Here is a 22,559-nt window from a genome sequence, read left to right on the forward strand (position 1 = left end):
CACACCAGCATGGCTAGCGGAAGGGAACGGCGATTTGGCTTCCGCGTGGCGAAATAGAACTACTAACTCATATGGTTAATGAACCGAAAATTCTGGAATGCTGATTGATCGTCTACCAAAAGCCCGATGCGCCATCCGCGCCGACCAGTCCCCCTCACATCGGAGGGTCTGACAAGCGGCAGGCGTCGTGGTTTGCATAGCCGCACCTCAACAGGCGCGGAGAACGATTATGTTTGCGACGGCAGTGACACCGGCAGAGGCAGCATCAGGATCCTGTCTTCTCGACAGCATGTTTCGCCTCAGGGCGCGCGTCTTCGACGCAAGGCTCAAATGGCAGGTCACGGTGACGGAGGGCAGGGAGCGCGACCACTTCGATGCGCTCGCGCCCCATTACATCGTCATCGTCGGAGGAGAGGGCAAGGTCGTCGCCTCGGCACGGCTGCTGCCGGCACTGGGTGCGACAATGCTTTCGGATGTGTTTCCTGAACTGATTGGAAACAGACCCTTCCTGCCGCATGAACGCATGGTCGAAAGTTCAAGATTCTGTGTCGATACGCAGGCGGAGTCGGCGCCTGGCCCCTTCGGGCTGAGCCTTGCGACCGTCTTCCTGTTTGCCGGCATTCTCGAATGGTGTCTGGCGAGCGGCATGACGGAAATCGCAACGGTCACCGACCTGCGCTTCGAGCGGATCCTGAAGCGTGTCTCCTGGCCGCTTGCGCGCTACGGCGAACCGCGCCTGATCGGCGCCGTGCGCAGCATCGCCGGAAGCCTGCCGGTGTCGCAGGGCCAATTCGAGGCGGTGCGGCCGCCCGGCTATTGCTCGCGTCTTGCGCCCGGCTTTCGCGATGCCGCGTAGGGGTGAACGATGGAAGCGCGTTCTCTCCCGCGCCTGGTGCGCAAGCTCGAGGAAGCTCTTGGTCCGTCACTCCTGGGAGCGCTCACCGATCCATCGGTCAGCGAGATCATGCTCAATCCCGACGGACGTCTCTTCATCGAGCGTCTCGGAGCTGGCATCGCTGCGGCAGGCGAGATGGAGGAGGGGAGGGCCGAGATCATCATCGGCGCCGTCGCCCATGTCCTGAATACACACGTCGACATGGGGCGTCCGATCGTGTCCGGCGAACTGCCGATCGGTGGTCACCGTTTCGAGGGCCTGCTTCCGCCAATCGTAACGTCTCCTGCCTTCTCGATCCGCCGCCGCGCCTCTCAACTCATACCGCTCGACGACTACGTGGCATCGGGCATCATGACCGAACGGCAAGCCGGCATCCTGCGTGAGGCCGTGCGGGCGCGACACAACGTGGTCGTCTCGGGCGGCACCGGATCGGGCAAGACTACGCTTTCCAACGCCATCATTGCCGAGATTGCCGTCCATTGCCCCGGCGATCGCCTCGTCATCCTGGAAGACACGAGCGAGCTTCGATGCGCAGGCGCCAACGTGGTGGCACTGCGGACCAGCGACGATGTCGGCATGGCAGAGCTCCTCAAGAGCACCATGCGCCTGCGACCCGATCGCATCATCGTCGGCGAGGTGCGCGACGGTGCCGCACTCACGCTTTTGAAAGCCTGGAATACCGGCCATCCGGGTGGCGTCACCACCCTTCATGCCAATACCGCTCGCTCGGCGCTCCAGCGCCTCGAGCAATTGACGGCAGAAGCCAGTCGCCAGCCGATGCGGACAGTCATCGGCGAGGCCGTCGACCTCGTCGTCTCGATCGAACGGACCCCGGAAGGCAGGCGTGTCAAGGATCTCCTTCACGTGAAGGGCTTTGATGACGGCGCCTATCACCTCAAACCCTATGTGGAGGAACGTCATGCAGCCTAGTCATCGTGCCGCGCTGTCCGGGTTGGCCTTCCTGGCGCTCGCCGCCCTCGCTCGGCCGGCCCTTGCGGGGTCCGCAGGCGGCCTGCCCTGGGAGGCGCCCCTCGAACAGATCCAGGAATCGATTACGGGTCCCGTCGCCGGCTTCATCGCCCTTGCGGCGGTCGCCGTTGCCGGCGGCATGCTGATCTTTGGGGGTGAACTCAACGATTTCGCGCGGCGGCTGATGTATGTCGTCCTCGTGGCCGGCGTCCTTCTTGGCGCAACCCAGATTGTCGCCCTGTTCCAGGCGACGGGTGCCTCTGTCGGCATCGCCGCCGACGTCGCGCAAGTGGCCCAGGAGAGGGGAGGGGAGAGATAATGGCCCCGTCCGTCTCCAGCCTGCAGACCAACCGCATCCATCGCGCCCTGTCGAGGCCTAACCTTTTGATGGGCGCCGACCGCGAACTGGTCCTCGTCACCGGCCTTGCCGCCATCGTCCTCATCTTTGTCGTCTTGACCGTCTACTCGGTCCTCATCGGCATCGCGATCTGGGCGGCGATCCTTGGCCTGCTGCGTCGGATGGGCAAGGCCGACCCGATGATGCGGCGGATCTATCTGCGTCACCTGCGCTACCGACCTCGCTACCGGGCGACGTCGACGCCCTGGCGAAGTGCTTGAGGCCGACCATGGTGGCGCTACGACTTTTCCGCCATGCCGGACCGTCCTTTGCCGACCTCGTTCCCTATGCCGGCCTCGTTGATGAAGGCGTGCTGCTCCTGAAAGACGGCTCGCTGATGGCCGGCTGGTATTTTGCCGGTCCGGATTCGGAAAGCTCCACCGATGGGGAACGCAACGAGGTTGCTCGACAGATCAATCAGGTGCTGGCGCGCCTCGGCTCCGGATGGATGATCCAGGTCGAAGCGATCCGCGTTCCGACTGCCGACTATGCCGCGCCCGCGCGCTCGTATTTTCCCGATCGCGTCACAAGCGCGATCGACGAAGAACGCCGGCGGCATTTCGAAGCCGAGCGCGGCCATTTCGAGAGCCACCATGCAATCATCCTGACCTACAGGCCGGCCGAGCCTCGCCGCTCCGCTCTCACGCGCTACGTCTATTCCGAAACCGGTAGCCGAAAGCAGACGCATGCCGACATCGCACTTACAGCCTTCAAGGCGGCAACACGCGAGATCGAGCAATATCTGGCAAATACGCTATCGATCCGCAGGATGAAGACACGGGCGACGGTCGGCGGCGCCAACACGGTGCGCTATGACGAACTCCTGCAGTTCGCCCGCTTCTGCATTTCAGGCGACAACCATCCGGTCCGGCTGCCAGACGTGCCCATGTATATCGACTGCATGGTGACAGCCGAAATGGAGCACGGCCTGACGCCGAAGATCGACAATCGTTTCGTCGCGGTCGTGGCCATCGACGGATTGCCGGCCGAAAGCTGGCCCGGCATCCTCAACAGCCTCGACCTGATGGCGCTTGCCTATCGCTGGTCGTCACGCTTCATCTTCCTCGATGCCGAGCAAGCGAGGGAGAGGCTGGAGCGCACCAGAAAGAAGTGGCAGCAGAAGGTGCGGCCGTTCCTCGACCAGCTCTTCCAGACACAAAGCCGCTCGATTGACCAGGACGCGCTGTCGATGGTGGCCGAAACGGAGGACGCAATTGCGCAGGCTGCTTCCGAGCTCGTCGCCTACGGTTACTACACGCCGGTCATCGTGCTGTTCGACGATCATGCCGAGAGCCTGGAGAAGAAGGCCGAAGGCGTTCGCCGGGTGATACAGGCCGAGGGTTTCGGCGCCCGGATCGAAACGCTCAACGCCACCGACGCCTTTCTCGGCAGTCTGCCTGGCAACTGGTACTGCAATGTTCGCGAGCCGTTGATCACGACACGCAATCTTTCCGACCTCGTACCGTTGGACTCGGTATGGACGGGCAGTCCGACCGCCCCCTGTCCCTTCTACGAGGCGGGCGCTCCGCCGCTGATGCAGGTCGCCTCCGGCTCGACACCCTTCCGCCTGAACCTGCATGCCGACGATGTCGGTCACACCTTGATCTTCGGCCCGACCGGTTCGGGAAAGTCGACGCTGCTCGCGTTGATCGCCGCCCAGTTTCTTCGCTACAGGGATGGCCAGCTCTTCGTCTTCGACAAGGGCTGTTCGATGCTGCCGCTCACCCTTGCCGCCGGCGGAGATCACTACGAGATCGGCGGGGAAGGGGAGGGGAGTGACCTGAGTTTCTGCCCGCTTGCGGAGCTGTCGAGTGAAGCCGATCGGGCCTGGGCAAGCGAGTGGATCGAAACGCTCGTCGGCCTCCAGGGCATTGCCGTCACACCGGATCACCGCAATGCGATTGCGCGGCAGATCGCGCTGATGGCCAATTCTTCCGGACGCTCGCTGTCGGACTTCGTCAGCGGCGTGCAGATGCGCGACCTGAAGGAAGCGCTGCGCCATTACACGGTCGATGGACCGATGGGCCAGCTCATCGACGCAGAAAGCGACGGCCTGACGCTTGGCCATTTCCAGACTTTCGAGATCGAGCAGCTGATGACCATGGGCGAGCGCACGCTGCTTCCTGTCCTCACCTACCTCTTCCGGCGCATCGAAAGGCGGCTTTCCGGCGTGCCGAGCCTGATCATCCTCGACGAAGCCTGGCTGATGCTCGGCCATCCGGTGTTTCGCGAAAAGATCCGGGAGTGGCTGAAAGTGCTCCGCAAGGTCAATTGCGCCGTCGTTCTTGCCACGCAATCGATCTCGGATGCCGAGCGATCGGGCATCATCGATGTTCTGAAGGAAAGCTGCCCGACGAAGATCTGCCTGCCGAACGGGTCTGCCCGCGACGTCGGGTCGCGCGAATTCTACGAGCGGATCGGCTTCAACGAGCGCCAGATCGAGATCGTCGCCACGGCAAGGCCAAAGCGGGACTACTACATCGTCTCTCCCGATGGCCGGCGCCTCTTCGACATGGCGCTCGGACCGCTCACCCTTTCTTTCGTAGGCGCCTCGGGCAAGGACGACCTCAAGCGTATCCGCGCGCTCCGCAACGAGCATGGAAACGACTGGCCATCTGTCTGGCTCAAGGGGAGGGGAGTGTCCCATGTCACGATCTAGACGCGGCTTTCTCGCAGTCTCACTCGCCACCCTCATGGCAGCAGCCAGGCCGGTTCCTGTTGTCGCAGGGGCTGCGACCGGCGCGGCAACCGAATTCACGCAGCTTGCCAACAATGGCGAGCTCATTAAGCTGCTCGAAAGTTCGGGCGTCCAGGTCGACAACCAGCTGACCCAGATCACGCAGCTTGCCGAGCAGATCCAGAACCAGCTGAAGATCTACGAGAACATGCTGCAGAACACCGCGCAGCTTCCCACACATATCTGGGGAGAGGTCGAAGGCGATCTCAATCGGCTGCGCTCAGTCGTGTCCGACGGCCAGAGCATCGCCTTTGCGATGGCCAATGCCGATGACCTTTTGCGGCAGCGGTTCAAGAGCTATGCCGATCTCAGGGCGAACCTGCCGGACGCAGAAAGCTTCTCTGCGACCTACCAGACCTGGTCGGACACCAATCGCGACACGATCGCGGCCACGCTCAGCGCGGCAAGCCTGACGGCCAAGCAATTCGACACCGAGGAGGCGACGATGGCATCGCTTCGATCGCTCTCCGATGGCGCCAATGGCCAGATGAAGGCGCTTCAGGTCGGTCACGAGATTGCCGCCCAGCAGGTTGCCCAGATGCAGAAGCTCCGCGGCCTCGTCTCCCAGCAGATGACGATGATGGGAACCTGGCTGCAGACCAATCAGACCGACAAGGACCTCGCGCAAGCTCGTCGCGAGCAGTTTTTCAGGGCAACCATCCCGCAGACAAGCGGCGGCAGGACCATGGAGCCGCAATGGTGAGGCATCTGCGAAGACAGAGAGCGGCGAGCGTCGCGCGCGATGTCGTTTGGGCAGCCCTTCTTCTTTTCGTCATGGTTGCGCCCGTCCATGCCCAGGAAGGATCCTTGATCACATCGCTACAGGACGAGATCAGCGGCGCGGCGCGCGGATGGGAGCAGACCGTATCGAATGCTTCGCGATCGCTCTTTTGGATCCTGGCATCGATCGAGATCGGGCTTGCTGCGATCTGGCTCGCCCTGCAGGCGCCGTCGCTGCAGGAATGGTTTGCCGAACTCGTCCGCCGCATCATGTTTGTCGGGTTCTTCGCCCTTGTTCTTGAGCGGGGACCAGCCTTTGCAAAAGCGGTCGTCGACAGCCTCTTTCAGATCGGGGCGTCGGGCGGAGATGCCTCGCCGGCCGATATCTTCAATGCCGGACTGGTGGTGGCGGGCAAGATGGCCGAAAAGATCCGCTTCGGCCTGTTCGAAGACAATGCGCTGGCGGTGTCGGCGGCCTTCGCAACGATCGTGGTCGTGATCGCTTTCTCGCTGGTGGCGGCGATCTTCGTGGCGATCATGGCCGAGATGTATATCGGCCTCCTTGCCGGCATGATCATGCTCGGGCTCGGTGGCTCATCCTTCACCAAGGATTTCGCGATCCGATATCTGGTCTACGCCTTCAGCGTCGGAATGAAGCTGATGGCGCTCGTCATGATCGCCCGCATCGGTTCGCAGGTCCTGATCGGCCTCGCCAACCGTCCTGAGATCGGCGACCAGTTTCAGACGGTGCTCGCGATCGCCGGAATTGCCGTCGTCGTCTTCGTCATTGCCATCTATGTACCAAACATCATTCAGGGCGTGATCCAAGGCGTGTCGGTCGGCAGCGGCATGGAGGTTATCCGGCACGGCAGCCAGGCCGCCTCCTTTGCGGCAGGGGCCGGCTTCCTGGGGGCCGGGAGCGCCTCGGCAGGCATGTCGGCGGCGAGATCGGCCCGGGCTGGCGGCGCATCCATGGCGGGCGCCGTCATGCGCGACTTGGCGGAAGGTGTGAGCGCCGCGAGCATGGCGACCGCATCAGCCTTGAAGGACAAGGCGATCGAGGCGCCGGGCTCGCATGCCGGATCGCTGCTTGGACTTGCCAATGCCAAACTCGAACAGGGCCGGTCCGCGGCAGGCAAGGGATCGTCGACAGCGCCCCGACCCGGACAACGGACGTGAACGAGGAGTGGGGATCATGAAGTCGAACGCTGCAGAAAACCCCTATCTCTCTGCCCGGCTGGAATGGAACGAACGCTATGGCTCCTATGTCAGGGCAGCGGCGGCCTGGCGTATTGTTGCAATCCTCGCCTTGATGATCGCGATCATCGGATTCGGCTACGCGCTCTTTCTCAGCACACAAGTCAAGCTCATCCCCTACATCGTCGAGGTCGACAGGCTGGGTACGCCGGTATCTGCAGGCTTTCCCGAACATATCGAATATGCCGACCCGCGCGTGGTGCGCGCGACGCTTGGCGGCTTCGTGACCAGCTTTCGCTCGGTAACACCCGATGCGGTGGTGCAAAAGCAGTATATCGATCGGACCTATGCGTTGCTGCGGACCTCTGACCCCTCGACGCAAAAGATCAACGCGTGGTTTCGCGGCAATTCCCCCTTCGAGAAGGCCAAGGCAGCGACGATCGCGGTCGAGGTGAACAACATCGTCGCGCTGTCAAGCCAGTCCTACCAGATCGACTGGACCGAGTTCGAGCGCGACCGGCGCGGCAAAGAGACCGGTACGCGCCGCTTCCGCGCGATCGCCACGGTGACGATCACCACGCCTCAGGACGAGGCGACGATCCGGCTCAACCCGATCGGTCTATATCTCAAGGACCTCGACTGGACGGCACAGCTATAGAACGAGGATAGGGCATGCATAACCGAACACACTTATCGGTCGCCTTCAGCTGCGCGATCGCGGCCACTACGCTCTGCGCTGCTCCCGTGGCAAAGGCCCAGGCCATGACGCCCAAAGAGGCGAAGGGTACGAACCTGTCTTCCAAGTGGCGCGATAGCTCGGGCCTCGTCACTAGGGGTTCCGATGGCAAAGTCGTCTTCCTTTTCGGCGAAACCCAGCCTTCCGTCATCTGTTCGCCGCTCCAGGTATGCGATATCGAACTTGAAGCCGGAGAGGTGGTTCGTGACGTGTTGGTCGGCGATACCGTCAGATGGAAGGTCGAGCCCGCGACCTCGGGAGCCGTGGGAGGACAGGCGATCCATCTGATCGTCAAGCCGGCCGAACCCGGCCTGGTGACATCCATGGTCGTCACCACGTCGCGACGCACCTATCATATCCAGCTGAAATCCCATCCCAGCCAATACATGGCGCGCGTCGGCTTCTCCTATCCCGAAGACGTTTCCGACAAGCTCGCAGATGTGAATGCGCGCCTGGAAGCGAAAGGAGTGCCAGGGACCGGTATTGCCGCCGACCAACTGAACTTTTCTTATTCCGTCAGCGGAAGTGCCGCCTGGAAACCGACGCGCGTCTATTCCGACGGCCAGAAGACCTACATCCAGTTCCCGCGCTCGCTTGCCGGACAGGATGCACCCGTCCTCTTCGTCGTTTCCGGCGGACAGAACCGCATCGTCAACTACCGCATGGCAAACAACATGATGGTGGTCGACTACAATATCGAGCGCGCGATACTCGTATCCGGGGTCGGCTGGCGAAAGCAGCAGGTTACGATCCGGCGGAGCAGTTGACATGCGCCGGTCCCTTCTTGCCGTGACTGGTTGCCTGGCTCTCTGCGGCTGCCAGACCGGGGATATGGATTCACAAATCCGGCCCGCGCCGGTTTCGGCGGGCGCGGCGGCGGCGATCGCCGGCGACATGGCCAACCGCCTGTCCGAGCGTCTTCCCCGGGAAGCAAGCCCGATCAACCTGCCGGACGACCGGTCGGAATTCGGCCTGGCACTACAGGCGATGCTCAAGGGATCCGGCTATTCGGTCGTGAGCGTCCAGAAGACCGAGGCGAAGGCGACCATGCTTTCTTACGCCCTCGACGGATCGGACGGCGGCGTGCTCGCCAGCCTGTCGACGGATGGTTTGCGGCTTGCGCGGCTCTATGTCGTGACGGGCTCCGGTGCGAGACCGGCAAGCCCATTGTCGGTGATGACGTTCAAGTAGGAGGGCACAGATGGCACAGTCACTCCAGCTCGGCAACATGCATGGCGGTCAGGCGCAGGCGGTCCGGCGGCTCAACCGGCTGCCGGTGCTTGTTGCCATCGGTCTGATCCTCGTCTTCTTTGCGGTGGTCATTTTCGGGCTTTCCGCCAGGGGGTTCTACCCCACGCAACATGAGCGCGAGGATGGAGCGGGCGCCCCTGCATCGAACTACGCCGACCAGCTGAAGCGTGGTGTTCAAGACGGCATCATTGGCGAACCCGAGCCGGCCGAACTGTTCGACCCGCGACCTGCTATCGACAAGGCGCCGGCGCAAGTAAAGCCCGACAACCCGCCAGCCACACCGAACGCTGCCACCAAAGCCGCCCAACCCGGATCTGATGACGATTTCGAGGTACGACTGGCACGAGAAGGCCGCGAGCGCTATCTGCGCGAGCTCCAGCGCCGGAGGATGGCGCAGCTCCAGGCCGAGGAAGCAGCGCTCGATTCACCGCTTCAGGTCGACATCAGCCGGGCAGGGCCCTCCGAAGGTCAGGTCGACCCGTCGGAAAGACCGTCAGGCGGCCGGACCGCAACAACTCCCGCCAATGTCTATCAGGCTGCGCTGCAGGCCGGATTTGCCGGGCAGAACGCGGATCCGAACAAGCAGCTTTCGAAGGAAGACTTCTTCAATCAGGATATTAAGGAGCTTGGCTATCTGCCGAACAAGATCGTTCCGCAGTTGTCGCCTTTCGAGCTCAAACGCGGTTCCGTCATCCCTGCAACGTTGATATCAGGCATCAATTCGGACTTGCCGGGGCGTATCAGTGCCCAGGTCGGCCAGAACGTCTATGACAGCGCCACCGGCGACCGACTATTGATCCCACAGGGAGCAAAGCTGTTCGGAAGCTACGATTCGAAGGTCGCCTTCGGTCAGGCCCGGGTTCTGGTCGTCTGGACCGATATCATTTTTCCGAACGGATCGACCTTGCAGATCGGCGGCATGGCGGGCACGGATGCCGAGGGTTATGGCGGCTTTAACGACCGCGTCAACAATCACGCCATCAGGACATTCACCTCGGCGGCCCTCATCGCCCTAATCGGCACGGGCATCGACGCGTCCATTCCGGAAAGCTCGACACGGTCAACGCAGGATACGGCCTCCGACGCTGCAAGGCGCAATTTCGCCGAAAGCTTCGGACGCGTTGCCGAGCGGACGATCGACCGAAACCTGGATGTCCAGCCGACGCTGGAAATCCGGCCCGGATACAGGTTCAACGTCCTGGTTGATCAGGATATCGTCTTTCCCGGTAGCTACGACAGGTAAGGACGCGCCGCTCAAGGCGGCTGCATCACCGGCTAATAATTTCGCCCTTTGGTAGGCTTTGCCGCGATGTAGACCGTTCCATAAGTATTTAGAGTTGAATAAATCGCCTGTTGCTGTTCAAGTGAGACTGGAGCGGCGGAGGGGACGATGAACCAAGATCGGTTTTTTGATGACAGGCTGTGCGAATTGGCGGCAGCAGCAACGTATGAAGACATGACTGCAGTCGTCCATACGATGCGCGATCATTACGGCGTGCGCAACCTCACCTATCGAAAGCTTCGACAGGAGGGCGCCGGAAAGGTCTCCTCGCGGCTTGCGCTTTCGACTGTCGATCCAGAATGGTTCAGGCAATACGAGGCACGGGAATTCATTGAGATCGATCCGGTCGTCAATGCTGCCTGGCAATCACCATTGCCGCTCGACTGGGACGGGATCGACAGGAGATCAAGGAACGCCCGTTATTTCTTTTCGGAGGTGGATCGCTATGAACTCGGCGATCGCGGCCTAACGATACCGATTTCGCCGATCAACAAACCGCCCGGCTTGCTGACGATTTTGGCTCGCGGGCTCAGCGACGTCGAATGGAAAGCCCAGAAACGTCGTTGCGAGGCAGACCTGCTGCTGTTCGCCAACCACATTCACTTCCATGCCCTGCGGCTCGATGAGAGGCGGCCGGCCGATCCGCTTCTGACAGATCGCGGCCATGTCTGCCTCGAGATGGTGCTGAACGGGCACAAGCCGGCGCTGATCGGCAAGCTCCTCGGATTGTCGATTCATACCGTGCGCATGCATCTCCGCCACGCCCAGGAGCGCCTGCATTGCCAGTCGCTGCCTGGGGCCGTTGGCAAAGCAGTTGAGCTCGGCATCATCAAGAAGACCGCGCAGATCATGTCTTATGGGCTGCTGGTCCAGCTCGTCCGGGAAAACTCGTTCCTCGACGTAGCGTCGGCGCTGGCGGCCTGAGCCACCGCGGGGCATGGCCGATGGCATGTTCGCGCATCCTAATAGAACAGACCGGAATAAATTTTCGCCTGGATGCCAACATGGGACGCATTCGGGTATAATTTGACAGAACGACGCCAATGTCCGGTCTTGAATTCCAATTGTTCTGCTGTGTAAATTTCCTAACGAGCCATTTTTCACGAACCGGATCAATGGCATAGGCATAGCTTTACACTACTCTGCATATATTGATTGAATTGCCAGTTCCCTCATAGGTTACGCCCGCAAAGTGCTCATCAAGCATGTTGGATGGAGGGTCTGATGCGCGCGAGCCGTTTGAATTCCCGCTCGGAGCTGACCTTCGCGGTCGTCGGAGCGTTCATGTTTTCATCGATCATCAATGCGTTGGCATTCACCGCGCCGCTTTTCATGATCGAGGTCTACGATCGTGTCATTCCAAGCCAGAGCCTGCCCACACTGATCGCACTGCTTATTCTAGCCGCCGGCCTCTATGCCTTTTCGGGTATCCTCGACGTTCTGCGCAGCCGCGTTCTGATGCGGCTCGGCGCCATGCTAGACCAGGCGCTTTCAAGGCGAGTCATTTCGGTCATCGCTGGCGCCTCGCTGCGAACCAAAGCCAATGGCGACGTCCTGAAACCAGCCCAGGATCTGGATCAGATCCGCGGCTTCTTGAGTGGCTCCGGACCGAGTGCCCTCTTCGACCTGCCATGGATGCCGGTCTATCTTGCCGTATGTTTCTTCCTGCATCCGCTGATTGGCTGGCTGACCGCCGCGGCAATGGCTGTCCTCGTCGCTATGACGATCGCCACCGATGCCCTGACGCGCGCGCGCACCCGGGAGGCGGCCGATGCCATGGCGGTTCGCAATCGCTTCGGCGAGGCGAGCCATCGCAATGCCGAGGCAATAGCAGCCATGGGCATGTTGGAATCTGTCAGGACACGGTTTGCGGCGATGCACAGCGCGGCCACGCTTCTTCAGCGCAGAACCGGCGACGTTGCCGGCCTGTTCACGGGCTTGTCGAAAGCAATCCGGCAGGCCGTTCAGTCGGGATCGCTCGCGCTCGGCGCCTATCTCGTCATTGAGGGAGACCTGACCGGCGGCATGATCGTCGCGTCGTCGGTGATCGTGACCGGCGCTCTTCAGCCCGTCGAGCATCGCGAACGATAGCAGAAATCTCCAAAGTGAGAACGTCTCACCTGTGGACGACATGGGGCTTCAGAACGTCTCTTGCGTTTTCTCTTCAGGCAAGCCGCGACCGCAGTCGGCCCAGTCCAATCTGCTTTCAACGCCGTAGTGCCCCGTTGGCCGGACCCTTTCAGGATAATCGAGCGAGCCGACGGTCACGCGTATCAACTCGTCGTCGTCGTACTGAAGGTAAAGAGGTGTTCCACATAGGTCACAGAAACCGCGCGTCGCAACGGGCGAGGAGCGATATGACCGAGGCCGACCTTTCGTCCATCTAAACTCCTCGAGACTTGCCTGAACAAGGACGGCGAACGGGCCCCCGGTTGCCTTTTTGCACATGTCGCAATGACAATAGCCGGTGTGCGGTGGCGCGCCGCGGAATTCATATCGGCATGTTCCGCACAGGCACCCGCCGATCCATGTCGTCTTTTCGCTCATGCCTCGCGAAATGCCCGCGCTCGTTTTTTGTTCCCTGGAACGTGCGACTTGGTGCCGAGCAGTCGCCCATGGAACATTTTTTTCGCATCGCGGTCTTCGACGAAGGGCGACCGTTTGCGCTTGTAATCAACTTTATTAGGAGAAAAGCATCATAGGATCTCGAGCAGGCGACCGGCGCACCTGAACCAGGCTTCATCTTGCTCGCCGTGGCTTAACTCGTGCAGACCTGAACAGGGATCAAAACGCATTAGAAGAACGGTCGGCGCGCGACGGCCCTTGCTGCAGCCGGCAGCGCTTGTCTGTCCCTCGACTTTGCTCATTTGCCGTACGCTAGCGAACCGTCGGTGAATAGCGGGAACCAATCTCAACACTCCTGGTTTGATGCTCCCATGAGAGGGAGAATGATGATGCATGTAGTCGATTGGATGACAGTTTTTTCGGTCGTAACGTTGGCGAGTTGGATGGCTGCCGGAGCGATGGCGATTTTTGGCGTGCACGAGCACCTGAGACACCCCGCTACTATCCCACACGCGACGGAGTTGCTGTTGGGGGCTTCATGCTTATCGGTGCGACCTCAGCTGTAGTGGTCATCCTCGTGTCGGCGCTCTCGTGACAACGGTTAGCCCTCAGGCGCAGGCGCGGTGGTGATGCAATCCGAGAGATTCTTGCGCCGGTGCCCGTGTTGGCAACCTGGTCGTATTTTTCAAGAAAATGTATGAAGTTCCCGCCAATGGTACCGCTGCTCTTGAAAAAGAAAGCCGTATTTCGCCGCTGATAGGAGTTCCTGGGCGGCGCCCCGATGATCATGCGAGTAGGCCTCGTTACGCCGGCAAAGCGACGCTGGCGGAGTGGTGGAAAGTGTTCGCAAGGAGCCAGGGGTAGAAAGGGCGAAACACTCGCCGGGCGATCGCGCTAGCGAACTTCGAACGTCATGGTCGGCTCCCCACCGGGTGGGCGCACATCCCGTTCCAAAGGGGACCCATCGAAAAGGGGTAGCCGTACAATCAAATCCCCGACCACGGGTGCGATGGAAAGATCCTATCTGTCCACACTACGTCTTTTCAGGCTTTCATAATGCTTCTCGACCAGCCGCAACGCTTTACGACGCGTTTCGGCCCACCCCTGCGGTGGCGTGACTGTCCGCGGCACCCATGGCGCAGCGGCGACGTTCCACCGCCAAAGTCCAGCTTTGTTAGGGGTGGTTTGGTCGAGCTGAATGCGGCCAATCACTTCTTCGTCGTCGAGGCCAATAAAGTCATGGCGATTCTCACCGCTCCATGTCTCGCACCATTTGAATCTCTGTGTGTACCTCATCAGCATGGGCACATTCCTATCAACCGCAAAGCCGTTGAAGCCTAGTTCGATTCATCTCCTTAGAATTAAAGACGAGAAACTTGAGATTGAAGCCGCCACTCAATGCCTAAGGAGGGTTTCGAAGTCGCGCTTTCCCGAGACAGCCGGGAGCGCTAATGGTGGATCGCGCAGCGAACGCCAAGGATTGGAGGAATCGCAACAGGGATGGTTCGCCGCGCGACCCGCCCTTCAAACGGAAGTAACGGTCAAAAGTTCCTTTCCATAGACAAATTGTCCTATTGCGGTGCCACCGTTAATCTCGGGATGCCCAAAATGAGCTGTGCCGAACCCCGTTGCGCGGCCACTCCGTTACGTCGGTGAAGCTAGGGTTGGGTTCCGGCTGCCGCGAAGCTATGTGGCCGCCCGCTTTGAGAATCGCACGATTGTAGCGTTCCCTCATCGCAAAATTGCCTCGTCAACGCTTCGACTGCTTGCCACCGTCGCGCAGTAGAGGAGAGCCGCAGAAAATCCGGATCCAATACCTCGAAGGGAAGGTTTCCTCTGATGTCCATTGCGACACGATTGAGAGGCATCGACATGACACAAACTGTCGGCGACTTCGTCGTTTCCCGTCTCTACGCGTGGGGCGTCCGGCGAATGTTCGGCTATCCAGGTGACGGCATCAACCGCGACCAGATCGAATTCATCCAGTTCCGTCACGAGGAAATGGCTGCCACATGAGCCGACTGCCGATTAACCTAGTTCTGAAACAATTCAGCCTCGGACTGTACGCTCTCAGACCAAAAGCGACCGCCCCTAAGTCGCCCGTTGCCTTAAATGTGTGCACTTCCTAATATGCTAATGACCTTGATTGGCTAACTGGGAGGATGGTGACGTTCCAGGATTTGCATGGCGCCAAGTGTGCCATTGGTCCGGAAGCCCTTTCAATAATCACGGAGGTGCACGAGGAGTGGTGCGCGGCTCGTTGTTGTCCGAAAGCCCTGTTGGAGTGAAGGCGGCGCAGCAGTTGATCTCGATGTTCGAGCAGGGCCTCAGAACCAAAACGATCTCCTAACCATGATCGGGACATTGGCTTCGCACTTGAAGCACTGACACGTGAAACGACAGCAGCCGCGTGTGGCCTGGGCAAGGCCTATCTGCGCGCCACCTTTGTCGCCACGTCTTTCGCATTTGGCACCCTTGAGTAGCGCAGGAGGAGTTTGTCATGATATCGGGTTATCGTTTTGAACGACCCATCTTTATTCAGAATACCTTCTTTGTTGAAGAGATCGTCGATCTCGACGGCGCTCTTCGATTTCTCGACGACTGGCCTGAACCAAAGAGAGATATAGCCTACGACGTCATTCAACGTGCGTGTATAACTGCCCGCCACGGTCGTTTTCCCGTGGAGGCTGCGGCCGAGAATTTCCGGCGGTTTGTGAAGCGTGCCGGACTTTCTTTAGAAGTGGACGGTTCGTCGGCGGTCCATTGTTGCGGTAGCGATCCGGCTTCTGTGGATTCAGCCAGCGCAGGACACGAGCGTGAAATTCTACGCCAGTAAGTTCTTTACCGTTGTGGGAATTGTCGAACCGGCCATCGTTCCGATTGCGCGCTCGGAAGCGTTTGGTAGCCCGACGGTAGCAGACGGCGGACTGGGAGCGCCGCGCATTGCACGTCCTCGGATCTCGACTAGGCCGGCCAGGTCGCAGTGAAGATGTTGCGGATGTAATCGTCTTCCTGGCTTCCGACAAGTGCCGCCACATTACCGGCTCCCCGGTGTGGATCGACGGCGGTCAGGACCTTTCTCCGCTCGGATAGCATACACAAATCACAGAGGTGATGTATTGGATTATGCGTTTGGTCCGCTTGTTTCAGAAGCAGGCGTGGAGTTCCGGCTGTGGGCGCCCCTTGTTGAAGCTGTGTCTTTGAAGGTCGAGGGTGCCGAGCCGCATCCGATGGAGCAAACAAAGGACGGCCGGTTTCGTTGCCATGTTGCCGGCGCCGGGCCGGGCAGCCTTTACAAATTTGTGCTTCCCGACGGCAGCGAAGTCCCAGACTGTGCATCCCGCTTTCAACCGCGTGACGTTCACGGGCCCAGCGAAGTCGTCGACCTGAGAGCCTTCCAATGGGAAACTCGCTCCTGGGTTGGGCGCCCGTGGGAAGAATGCGTGATCTACGAACTGCATATCGGGTCGTTCACCGCGGAAGGCACATTCCGGTCTGCGATCGAAAGACTGGATCACTTGGCCGAGCTCGGCGTGAGCGCTATTCAAGTCATGCCCGTCAGCGATTTTCCCGGCCGCTACAACTGGGGGTATGATGGCGTGCTGCCCTATGCGCCCGACAGCTCCTATGGTCGCCCTGAAGATTTGATGGCCCTGGTGGACGCGGCGCACGCGCGCGGGATCAGTGTCTTCCTGGATGTCGTGTACAACCACTTCGGCCCGGATGGAAATTACTTGCCCGCCTACGCGCCGCTGTTCACCAAGCAGCATAAGACACCGTGGGGAAATGGCATTAACTATGATGGCCACGCATCGACGGCGGTTCGGGAGTTCGTCATCCAGAATGCGGTCTACTGGATCAAGGAGTTCAGGCTGGACGGTCTTCGCCTCGATGCAGTGCACGCCATAAAGGACGATAGCCGAGAGCATCTCCTTCACGAGCTTGCCCGACGTGTTCGCGAAGCTTCCGGTGCCCGGCATGTTCACCTGATCGTCGAGAACGAAGACAATGACAGCGATCTCTTGAGACGAGACGAGCAAGGGCGGATCCGTCAATTCACGGCTCAGTGGAATGACGACGTGCATCACGTGCTGCACATCGCCGCGACCGGAGAAATCTTTGGTTATTACAAGGACTATGCCGACGACGGTGACAAAGTCGGACGCGCGCTTGCGGAAGGTTTTGTCTTTCAAGGCGAACACATGCCCTATCGCGGCGCTAGACGCGGCAAGTCCTCTGTCGACCTGCCACCCACGGCATTCATCTCCTTCATTCAAAACCATGATCAGATTGGCAATCGGGCGGTCGGCGACCGCATGACTACATACCGGCCGCTCGAGCCCATCAAGGCTGTCACCGCAGTCTATCTATTGTCGCCGCAAATCCCGATGCTCTTCATGGGCGAGGAGTGGGGCGCGCGCGAGCCGTTCCCTTATTTTTGCGACTTTGATGAAGAGCTGAACGAGAAGGTGAGGAATGGGCGTCGCGAGGAGTTGTCGCGCCTTCCTGGGTTCGATGATGATGACCTCATGGATCCGACCGCGCAGTCCACATTCGAAGCAGCGAAGCTAGACTGGCGTGGGCTGCACAACGCTGCTGCGGCACATATGCTGGTGTTCTATAAGATCCTTCTTAACTTGCGACACCGGCGGATTGTGCCGCTTCTTAAGGGCGCCCCTCGCGGAAGCGGTAGATTTCGACGTGAAGGAAGCGTCATTGCCGTGGAATGGATGCTGGCAAAGGGTGCGAATCTCCATCTCCAGGCAAACCTTTCAAATGAGCCAGGCAAGATCACGCCGCTGCCGGGAGTGGAACAGATTTTTACGTTGGGATCGGCTGCTTCGCGCACTCTTGCTCCATGGTCGGTGATTTCGAGCATCAGCGTTGGTCCTAGCTGAACTCAGCCAAGCACAGGCGGAGGGTGCGAGATGCTCGCTACAAGGGTATAGAACGGCCGCAGCTTTGATTTCGATCGAAAATTGAAGCTCTGGAACATGTAGATTCCAAGCGTGGACATTTCTCCGTATGGCGGTCTCGATCGCGAAGTCGCGGTAAGAATGTAGTAGCGGCCTAGAATTTTCCTCAAGCGCTCGACGTCACCAGCCTACGGGAGCATGCCGTCGCTGACAAAGTGCTCGCCCATCAGGCGCATCTGAGAGGCGGCCCACCTGGGCATGAAGGTTGCGAGGTTCTGCTCGAAGCCGCTTGAGTCATCGCCGCAATAGGCGACCTGGTGCCCCAGAATCTGCTACCAGATTGCCGTCGCGTCCGTGCCGGCCAGTGCGTCGGGATGCTGCTTTTCAACCTGCTCGTCGAGTTTGTCTCCTTTCAGACCGACCGATGTTTCACGCGGTTCGCCAACGATTGCCGCTGGTGCGGGTCTTGCCGATTGCCTTAAGAAAATATGTCCTTGCAGGCCGCTTTCATGTCTCAATGGGCGCGGGTTCTGCCCTCGAGGCAACACTGCTCGATGCCTTTGAATTTTTTGTGATCGGAACATTATGGGCGCGCCGTGATTGATCCTCGGTGATGAAACCCAAGGAGAAAATTATGCGCATGAGAATTATCGCAGTCTCACTGCTAAGCCTCGGCATGGCGACTTCTGCCTTCGCGCAATCGAGCGGCGGCGCCGGTGGCAACGCAGCGGGAGGCAGTTCCGGCGGCAATATGTCCGGCAATTCGGGCAGCAATTCACAGAGCGACAGCGGTTCCCAAAACAGCCAAAGCAATAGCCAGAATGGCAGCGGTACCGATAGCAATTCCACCGGTTCGGTCAACGGCGGCAACAATGCCGGCAACAATTCACTCGGCAATCGCAGCGCCAATGGTGATAATTGCAGACCGAAGAGCGGTGGCTCGTCGACACAGAACGACGGGACAGCAAAGCTCAGCCCGGATAGCGAGCAAGACTGCCACTAACAATAGCGCACCGAGGAATGAGAAAGGCCCCAGCAAGCGGGGCCTTTCTGGTTTATGAGCGGCGACTGACAATAGGGTCCAGATAAATGATGCGTCCTAAACCTGTCGTCAGGAGTGCCGGGGAGTGCTGAGTGGCGCGATACCTGCCTTGATCGCTCGGGATGCGTTCGTTGGCGCTTGCCTTGACGCCGGTATGCCGAGTGTTGCGGCGGGATGGGATAGAAAAACCTCAGCATGGCTGCGCGGGCAGCCTAAGGTCGCCCTTTCTAGCCGTTAACCTTTGTCAAGCGACGACGATTTAGACGCGCGAGCTGGGCGCTTTTTACCTTGGGTCGCTGCGATTGCGACGCGACCCGGCGGCGAGTGTCCGAGCCTCAACCTTGCACTTGAATTGCTTCTCCCCTTATCGCGCGGTTCGCGGCACCGAGGAGGACGGGGCCGACCTGCCAAGACACCTGGGCTCCACGGGTGACAGGGCCCTGATTGATTGGCAACGCCGCCCGGGCCACTGCCACCCTCATCGAGCTGTTGCATCAATGGAAGCATCCTCCCTTGTGTTCTTGATGATCTATGCCGTGGTGATAACGCGAATATCGCCTCGCCGATCAACGACATCGACCGAGACGTGGCGGCCCGAGCGGCGCACGGCGACGTCCGCCGAGCCATTGCCGATCCGCAAGTGACGCAGGATGACCTCGTCCAGAAAAGCGGGCAGGCGCGGTTCGTTGAACCTGATACGTCCAGCGTCGGCCTCAAAAACAAGGCCCAAGCAGGATTGCAACAAGAAGAGAGGCGCTGCCGCGGCCCATGCCTGGGGAGCGCATGCGACCGGATAAAAGGTCGGCCCCTGTGCGCGCTGACGTGACATCCCGCACAACAATTCGGGAAGACGGCGCAGTTCGATATAGGTCGACGCCGCAAAAAGTCCCTCGAAGATCCGCGCAGCTTCAGTCCGATAACCATAGCGCGCAAGACCGCTGGCAATCATGGCATTGTCATGCGGCCAGATCGAGCCGTTGTGATAACTCATCGGATTGTAGCGTGCCTCAGTGGACGGAACCGTACGGATGCCCCAGCCGCAGAAGGATGATGCGCTCATCAATGTGCGAGCGACCACAGCCGCCCGTTCAGGGTAGGCGATACCGGTGAGCAATGCATGGCCAGCATTTGAAGAACGGATGCGGCAGGGCCGTTTTTGCCCGTCGAGCGCCAAGATGTAGGTGCCTAATTCCTCGTCGAAGAAATTCATGTCGAAAGCACGACGCATGTCTTCCGCCCTCGCCAGAAATTTTACTGACCGTTCGGGGCGGCCAAGCCTCCTGAAGATCTCGGCGGCTGCCTGCCAGGCTCCATAAACGTAAGCCTGAACCTCGGCGATCGCGATTGGTCCTTTCGCCAATGTACCGTCGGCATGGAAGACGGAATCGTGGCTGTCCTTCCAGGCTTGGTTGATGAGACCTTCGTCCGTCAGCCGTCCGTATTCAACAAAACCGTCTCCATCTCGGTCGCCGTGCTCGTCTATCCATGTCAGTGCGGCCTCGATATGCGGCAGGAGCCGCCCGATGGAGGCGAGATCTCCGGTCCGGCCGAGGTATTCCCCGGCGAGCATGATGAAGAGCGGCGTTGAATCGATGCTGCCGTAATAACGCCGGAAGGGAACTTCGCCAAGCTCGGCCATTTCGCCACAGCGCACTTCATGTAGGATCTTGCCCGGCTCTGCGTCGGAAGCGGGATCTATCTCGGTCGCCTGATTGGCTGCCAGATGTCCAAGCACCCCGCGGGCGACTTGCGGGTCGAACCAGAGGGTTTCCAGCGCGGTGATCAACGCATCGCGCCCGAACACGGTGCTGAACCAGGGGATGCCGGCATAGGGATATGGCCCTTCCGGCTTGTCGGTGATGAGCATGTAAAGGTCCGAAACGCTGCGCCGGGCCATTTCGTTGAAGATCTCGTTCGACGTCGTGATCGACGCCACTCGCGAGCGAGAGGCGCGCAAGGCCCGCCGGGCATCGCGTAGCGCCAGGAAAAAGGAAAGATGGCCGGGATCGCCATCTGTCTGGTCGCACCCGATTTGGAAGAAGAGCGATTTTGTCTCATGCGGTTCAAGAGACAGATCGTAGGCGACGAGATTGCTGCGGATGTCGTCTGGTTGTGGCGAGAAGCATAGGCGAGCGGATCGCTTGCGCTCATCGAGGCCAATGTAAGAGAGAAGGATCGAGTCACGCTTTATGACGGCGGGAAGCTGGCGCCCTTTTCGTGCTCTTGAGGTGCCACGGACTTCGAATAAATCAGCGAAATCTGCGCCAAAGGCGATTTCGATCCGGACCTGCTGGCGTCGGTCATCGTAGTTCCTGACCGCCAAGCGTTCATGACAACGTTCGTTCCAGAGAAAACGGGTCCTACGAATATGAATAAGATCATGACCAAGGATGAGTTTGCCCTTCTCATCGAAGAGATCAGGATTGGTCAGATCACATGTGAGCGTGGCATTGTCGTCTCGAAGCGTCGACGACAGCAACATTGGACGCTCGCCGTTGATCGTCAGATAGAGATGCGAGAGATATCGCGTATCACGGTGGAAGAGACCTTCCGGGCTGCCCACCCCAGAAAGCGCGTCGCCATTATGGTCGAAGACGGCGAACGTGTCGCCATGTTTGAGAGTGCGCGGCCGCCGCTCCTGAAGTGAAGCGGTGGCAGGAATGAAGAACTGGGCAATCGGCGACGGTGCTCGTGTCTTGGAAACATCGTTGATGGTCGTCATCATGTTCGACCCGCCTCTCCTTATGCGACGACCTGCAGGTCGCGAACGGACCCGTTGGGACGGTGCGTGCTTGAAGTACAGGTGCGAACGCCGGGCAGGCTGCGGTAGATGTCGAGGTAATCGCGTGCCATGCGTTTCGCAGAAAAGCGCCTCTCGAACGTCTTACGAACCTTGCGACGATCCATGCGCAGAGCCCATTCAACGTTCTCCGCCGCTTCGGTGACAGTATCAACGATGATCCCGGAGATCCCGGCGTCGATCACTTCCGGAACGGAACCGCAGCCGAAGGCAATGACCGGCGTGCCGCATGCCATGGCCTCGATCATGACGAGACCAAAGGGCTCTGGCCAGTCAATCGGGAAGAGCAGCGCACCCGCATTGCCGAGGAACTCAGCCTTCTGATGTTCGTTAATCTCGCCGATGAACTCGACGTTTGGGCGGCTCTTCACCAGCGGTTCTATCACCGTGTCCCAATAGGCCTTGTCGGCATTGTCGATCTTTGCGGCGATCTTTAGCGGCATCCCCGCCTTAGCAGCGATCTGGATGGCGCGATCGGGTCGCTTCTCAGGGGAGATACGACCAAGGAAAGCAAGATAGTTTCCTTTCGGCCTCGCGGTGAACGGTAGAATATCCACTGCAAGACCGTGGTACACGGTACCGACCCAGTTGACAGGCGGCATAGGCTGGCGCTGATCGTTCGAGATCGACACCAGCGGAATGTCCGAGAAAGCCTGATAAAATGGGCGAAGGTCAGGCAGGTCCAGACGCCCGTGCAGCGTCGTTACGGTCCGTTCGGCAAAATCCCGGATCAATGGGAAATGCAGGAGATCGACGTGGAAGTGAAGGACGTCAAATTCATGGGCGCGCCTGCGAACTTCCTCCAGCATCACTACCTGGTGTGGCAGGTGATCCCGGATAGCCGGGTTAAGCCTGAGCGCGACATCCGAGCATGCCACTAGCTTGGCGTCCGTAACAGAGTCGCCGCTTGCGAATAGGGTAACCTCGTGGCCCTGACGGACCAACTCCTCGGTCAGATAAGAAACGATCCGTTCCGTGCCGCCATAGAGCTTGGGCGGAACACTCTCGGCAAGGGGTGCGATCTGAGCGATCTTCATCGGCAAAACCTCCTC

The 22,559-nt window shown here is 59.8% G+C and carries 22 protein-coding genes and 2 pseudogenes; 19 read left to right on the forward strand and 5 right to left on the reverse strand.

Going from position 1 to position 22,559, the window contains the following annotated elements:
• Positions 1-229: 229 nt before the first annotated feature.
• The 13 genes from J2X71_RS32225 to J2X71_RS32285 all read left to right on the forward strand — a co-directional run bounded on the left by J2X71_RS32225 (position 230) and on the right by J2X71_RS32285 (position 12,275).
• On the forward strand, positions 230-856 hold the full coding sequence (locus tag J2X71_RS32225) for an acyl-homoserine-lactone synthase (RefSeq protein WP_310388798.1): 627 nt from the start codon (positions 230-232) through the stop codon (positions 854-856).
• Between the two features lie 9 nt (positions 857-865).
• Complete coding sequence (trbB, locus tag J2X71_RS32230) at positions 866-1,825, forward strand: P-type conjugative transfer ATPase TrbB (protein WP_310388800.1); 960 nt, start codon at positions 866-868, stop codon at positions 1,823-1,825.
• On the forward strand, positions 1,815-2,183 hold the full coding sequence (locus J2X71_RS32235) for a TrbC/VirB2 family protein (RefSeq protein WP_310388803.1): 369 nt from the start codon (positions 1,815-1,817) through the stop codon (positions 2,181-2,183). Before trbB ends, J2X71_RS32235 begins: the two co-directional genes overlap by 11 nt.
• Positions 2,183-2,482: a conjugal transfer protein TrbD gene (locus J2X71_RS32240; protein WP_310388805.1), complete on the forward strand. Its 300-nt coding sequence runs from the start codon at positions 2,183-2,185 to the stop codon at positions 2,480-2,482. Before J2X71_RS32235 ends, J2X71_RS32240 begins: the two co-directional genes overlap by 1 nt.
• 8 nt (positions 2,483-2,490) lie before the next feature.
• Positions 2,491-4,920 (forward strand): conjugal transfer protein TrbE, encoded by a 2,430-nt coding sequence (locus J2X71_RS32245; RefSeq protein WP_310388903.1) that lies wholly within the window; start codon positions 2,491-2,493, stop codon positions 4,918-4,920.
• A 34-nt stretch (positions 4,921-4,954) separates the two neighbouring features.
• Positions 4,955-5,701, forward strand: coding sequence for a P-type conjugative transfer protein TrbJ (trbJ, locus tag J2X71_RS32250; protein ID WP_310388905.1), 747 nt, complete (start codon positions 4,955-4,957; stop codon positions 5,699-5,701).
• Positions 5,695-6,897: a P-type conjugative transfer protein TrbL gene (trbL, locus tag J2X71_RS32255; RefSeq protein WP_310388807.1), complete on the forward strand. Its 1,203-nt coding sequence runs from the start codon at positions 5,695-5,697 to the stop codon at positions 6,895-6,897. Before trbJ ends, trbL begins: the two co-directional genes overlap by 7 nt.
• A gap of 16 nt (positions 6,898-6,913) precedes the next feature.
• Positions 6,914-7,573, forward strand: a complete 660-nt coding sequence (locus J2X71_RS32260; RefSeq protein ID WP_310388809.1) for a conjugal transfer protein TrbF — start codon at positions 6,914-6,916, stop codon at positions 7,571-7,573.
• Positions 7,574-7,587: 14 nt separating this feature from the next.
• A complete protein-coding gene (gene trbG, locus J2X71_RS32265; protein ID WP_310388811.1) occupies positions 7,588-8,418 on the forward strand; it encodes a P-type conjugative transfer protein TrbG in 831 nt (276 codons plus the stop codon).
• A 1-nt stretch (position 8,419) separates the two neighbouring features.
• Positions 8,420-8,842, forward strand: a complete 423-nt coding sequence (locus J2X71_RS32270) for a conjugal transfer protein TrbH (RefSeq protein WP_310388812.1) — start codon at positions 8,420-8,422, stop codon at positions 8,840-8,842.
• Positions 8,843-8,852: 10 nt separating this feature from the next.
• On the forward strand, positions 8,853-10,145 hold the full coding sequence (trbI, locus tag J2X71_RS32275; protein ID WP_310388814.1) for an IncP-type conjugal transfer protein TrbI: 1,293 nt from the start codon (positions 8,853-8,855) through the stop codon (positions 10,143-10,145).
• A 147-nt stretch (positions 10,146-10,292) separates the two neighbouring features.
• Positions 10,293-11,108: an autoinducer binding domain-containing protein gene (locus tag J2X71_RS32280; protein WP_310388816.1), complete on the forward strand. Its 816-nt coding sequence runs from the start codon at positions 10,293-10,295 to the stop codon at positions 11,106-11,108.
• A 300-nt stretch (positions 11,109-11,408) separates the two neighbouring features.
• Positions 11,409-12,275 (forward strand): ABC transporter transmembrane domain-containing protein, encoded by an 867-nt coding sequence (locus J2X71_RS32285; RefSeq protein WP_310388818.1) that lies wholly within the window; start codon positions 11,409-11,411, stop codon positions 12,273-12,275.
• Between the two features lie 48 nt (positions 12,276-12,323).
• Here the strand turns inward: J2X71_RS32285 and J2X71_RS32290 are convergent, their stop codons facing one another.
• Together J2X71_RS32290 and J2X71_RS32295 are read right to left on the reverse strand one after the other, a co-directional pair.
• Positions 12,324-12,731 carry a GFA family protein gene (locus tag J2X71_RS32290; protein WP_310388820.1) on the reverse strand — a complete coding sequence of 136 codons (408 nt, stop codon included), beginning with the start codon at positions 12,729-12,731 and terminating at the stop codon, positions 12,324-12,326.
• Between the two features lie 1,038 nt (positions 12,732-13,769).
• Complete coding sequence (locus J2X71_RS32295; RefSeq protein ID WP_310388821.1) at positions 13,770-14,051, reverse strand: hypothetical protein; 282 nt, start codon at positions 14,049-14,051, stop codon at positions 13,770-13,772.
• A gap of 570 nt (positions 14,052-14,621) precedes the next feature.
• On the opposite strand from J2X71_RS32295, the gene J2X71_RS32300 reads away from it, so the two are divergent.
• The 4 genes and pseudogenes from J2X71_RS32300 (at position 14,622) to treZ (ending at position 17,647) form a co-directional block, all read left to right on the forward strand.
• A complete protein-coding gene (locus J2X71_RS32300) occupies positions 14,622-14,765 on the forward strand; it encodes a hypothetical protein (protein WP_310388915.1) in 144 nt (47 codons plus the stop codon).
• Between the two features lie 484 nt (positions 14,766-15,249).
• On the forward strand, positions 15,250-15,585 hold the full coding sequence (locus J2X71_RS32305) for a DUF982 domain-containing protein (RefSeq protein ID WP_310388823.1): 336 nt from the start codon (positions 15,250-15,252) through the stop codon (positions 15,583-15,585).
• A gap of 131 nt (positions 15,586-15,716) precedes the next feature.
• Positions 15,717-15,842 (forward strand): annotated as a pseudogene (locus J2X71_RS32310) (SDR family oxidoreductase); the annotation flags it as partial.
• Between the two features lie 26 nt (positions 15,843-15,868).
• Entirely contained in the window at positions 15,869-17,647 is a 1,779-nt protein-coding gene (gene treZ, locus J2X71_RS32315; protein ID WP_310388825.1) for a malto-oligosyltrehalose trehalohydrolase, read from the forward strand.
• A 26-nt stretch (positions 17,648-17,673) separates the two neighbouring features.
• Here the strand turns inward: treZ and J2X71_RS32320 are convergent.
• Positions 17,674-17,775 (reverse strand): annotated as a pseudogene (locus tag J2X71_RS32320) (manganese catalase family protein); the annotation flags it as partial.
• Between the two features lie 314 nt (positions 17,776-18,089).
• Here J2X71_RS32320 and J2X71_RS32325 point away from each other — a divergent pair.
• Both J2X71_RS32325 and J2X71_RS32330 read left to right on the forward strand, forming a co-directional pair.
• The gene (locus J2X71_RS32325; RefSeq protein WP_310388826.1) at positions 18,090-18,269 is read left to right on the forward strand and encodes a hypothetical protein; all 180 of its coding nucleotides are present in this window, start codon (positions 18,090-18,092) and stop codon (positions 18,267-18,269) included.
• 9 nt (positions 18,270-18,278) lie between these two features.
• On the forward strand, positions 18,279-18,668 hold the full coding sequence (locus J2X71_RS32330) for a hypothetical protein (RefSeq protein WP_310388828.1): 390 nt from the start codon (positions 18,279-18,281) through the stop codon (positions 18,666-18,668).
• A 568-nt stretch (positions 18,669-19,236) separates the two neighbouring features.
• Here the strand turns inward: J2X71_RS32330 and J2X71_RS32335 are convergent.
• The gene (locus J2X71_RS32335) at positions 19,237-21,432 is read right to left on the reverse strand and encodes a glycogen debranching N-terminal domain-containing protein (RefSeq protein WP_405049779.1); all 2,196 of its coding nucleotides are present in this window, start codon (positions 21,430-21,432) and stop codon (positions 19,237-19,239) included.
• A 17-nt stretch (positions 21,433-21,449) separates the two neighbouring features.
• Complete coding sequence (locus tag J2X71_RS32340; protein ID WP_310388909.1) at positions 21,450-22,544, reverse strand: glycosyltransferase family 4 protein; 1,095 nt, start codon at positions 22,542-22,544, stop codon at positions 21,450-21,452.
• Between the last annotated feature and the right edge of the window lie 15 nt (positions 22,545-22,559).

It is taken from the genome of Rhizobium sp. 1399 (genome assembly GCF_031455475.1).
Lineage (GTDB): Bacteria > Pseudomonadota > Alphaproteobacteria > Rhizobiales > Rhizobiaceae > Rhizobium.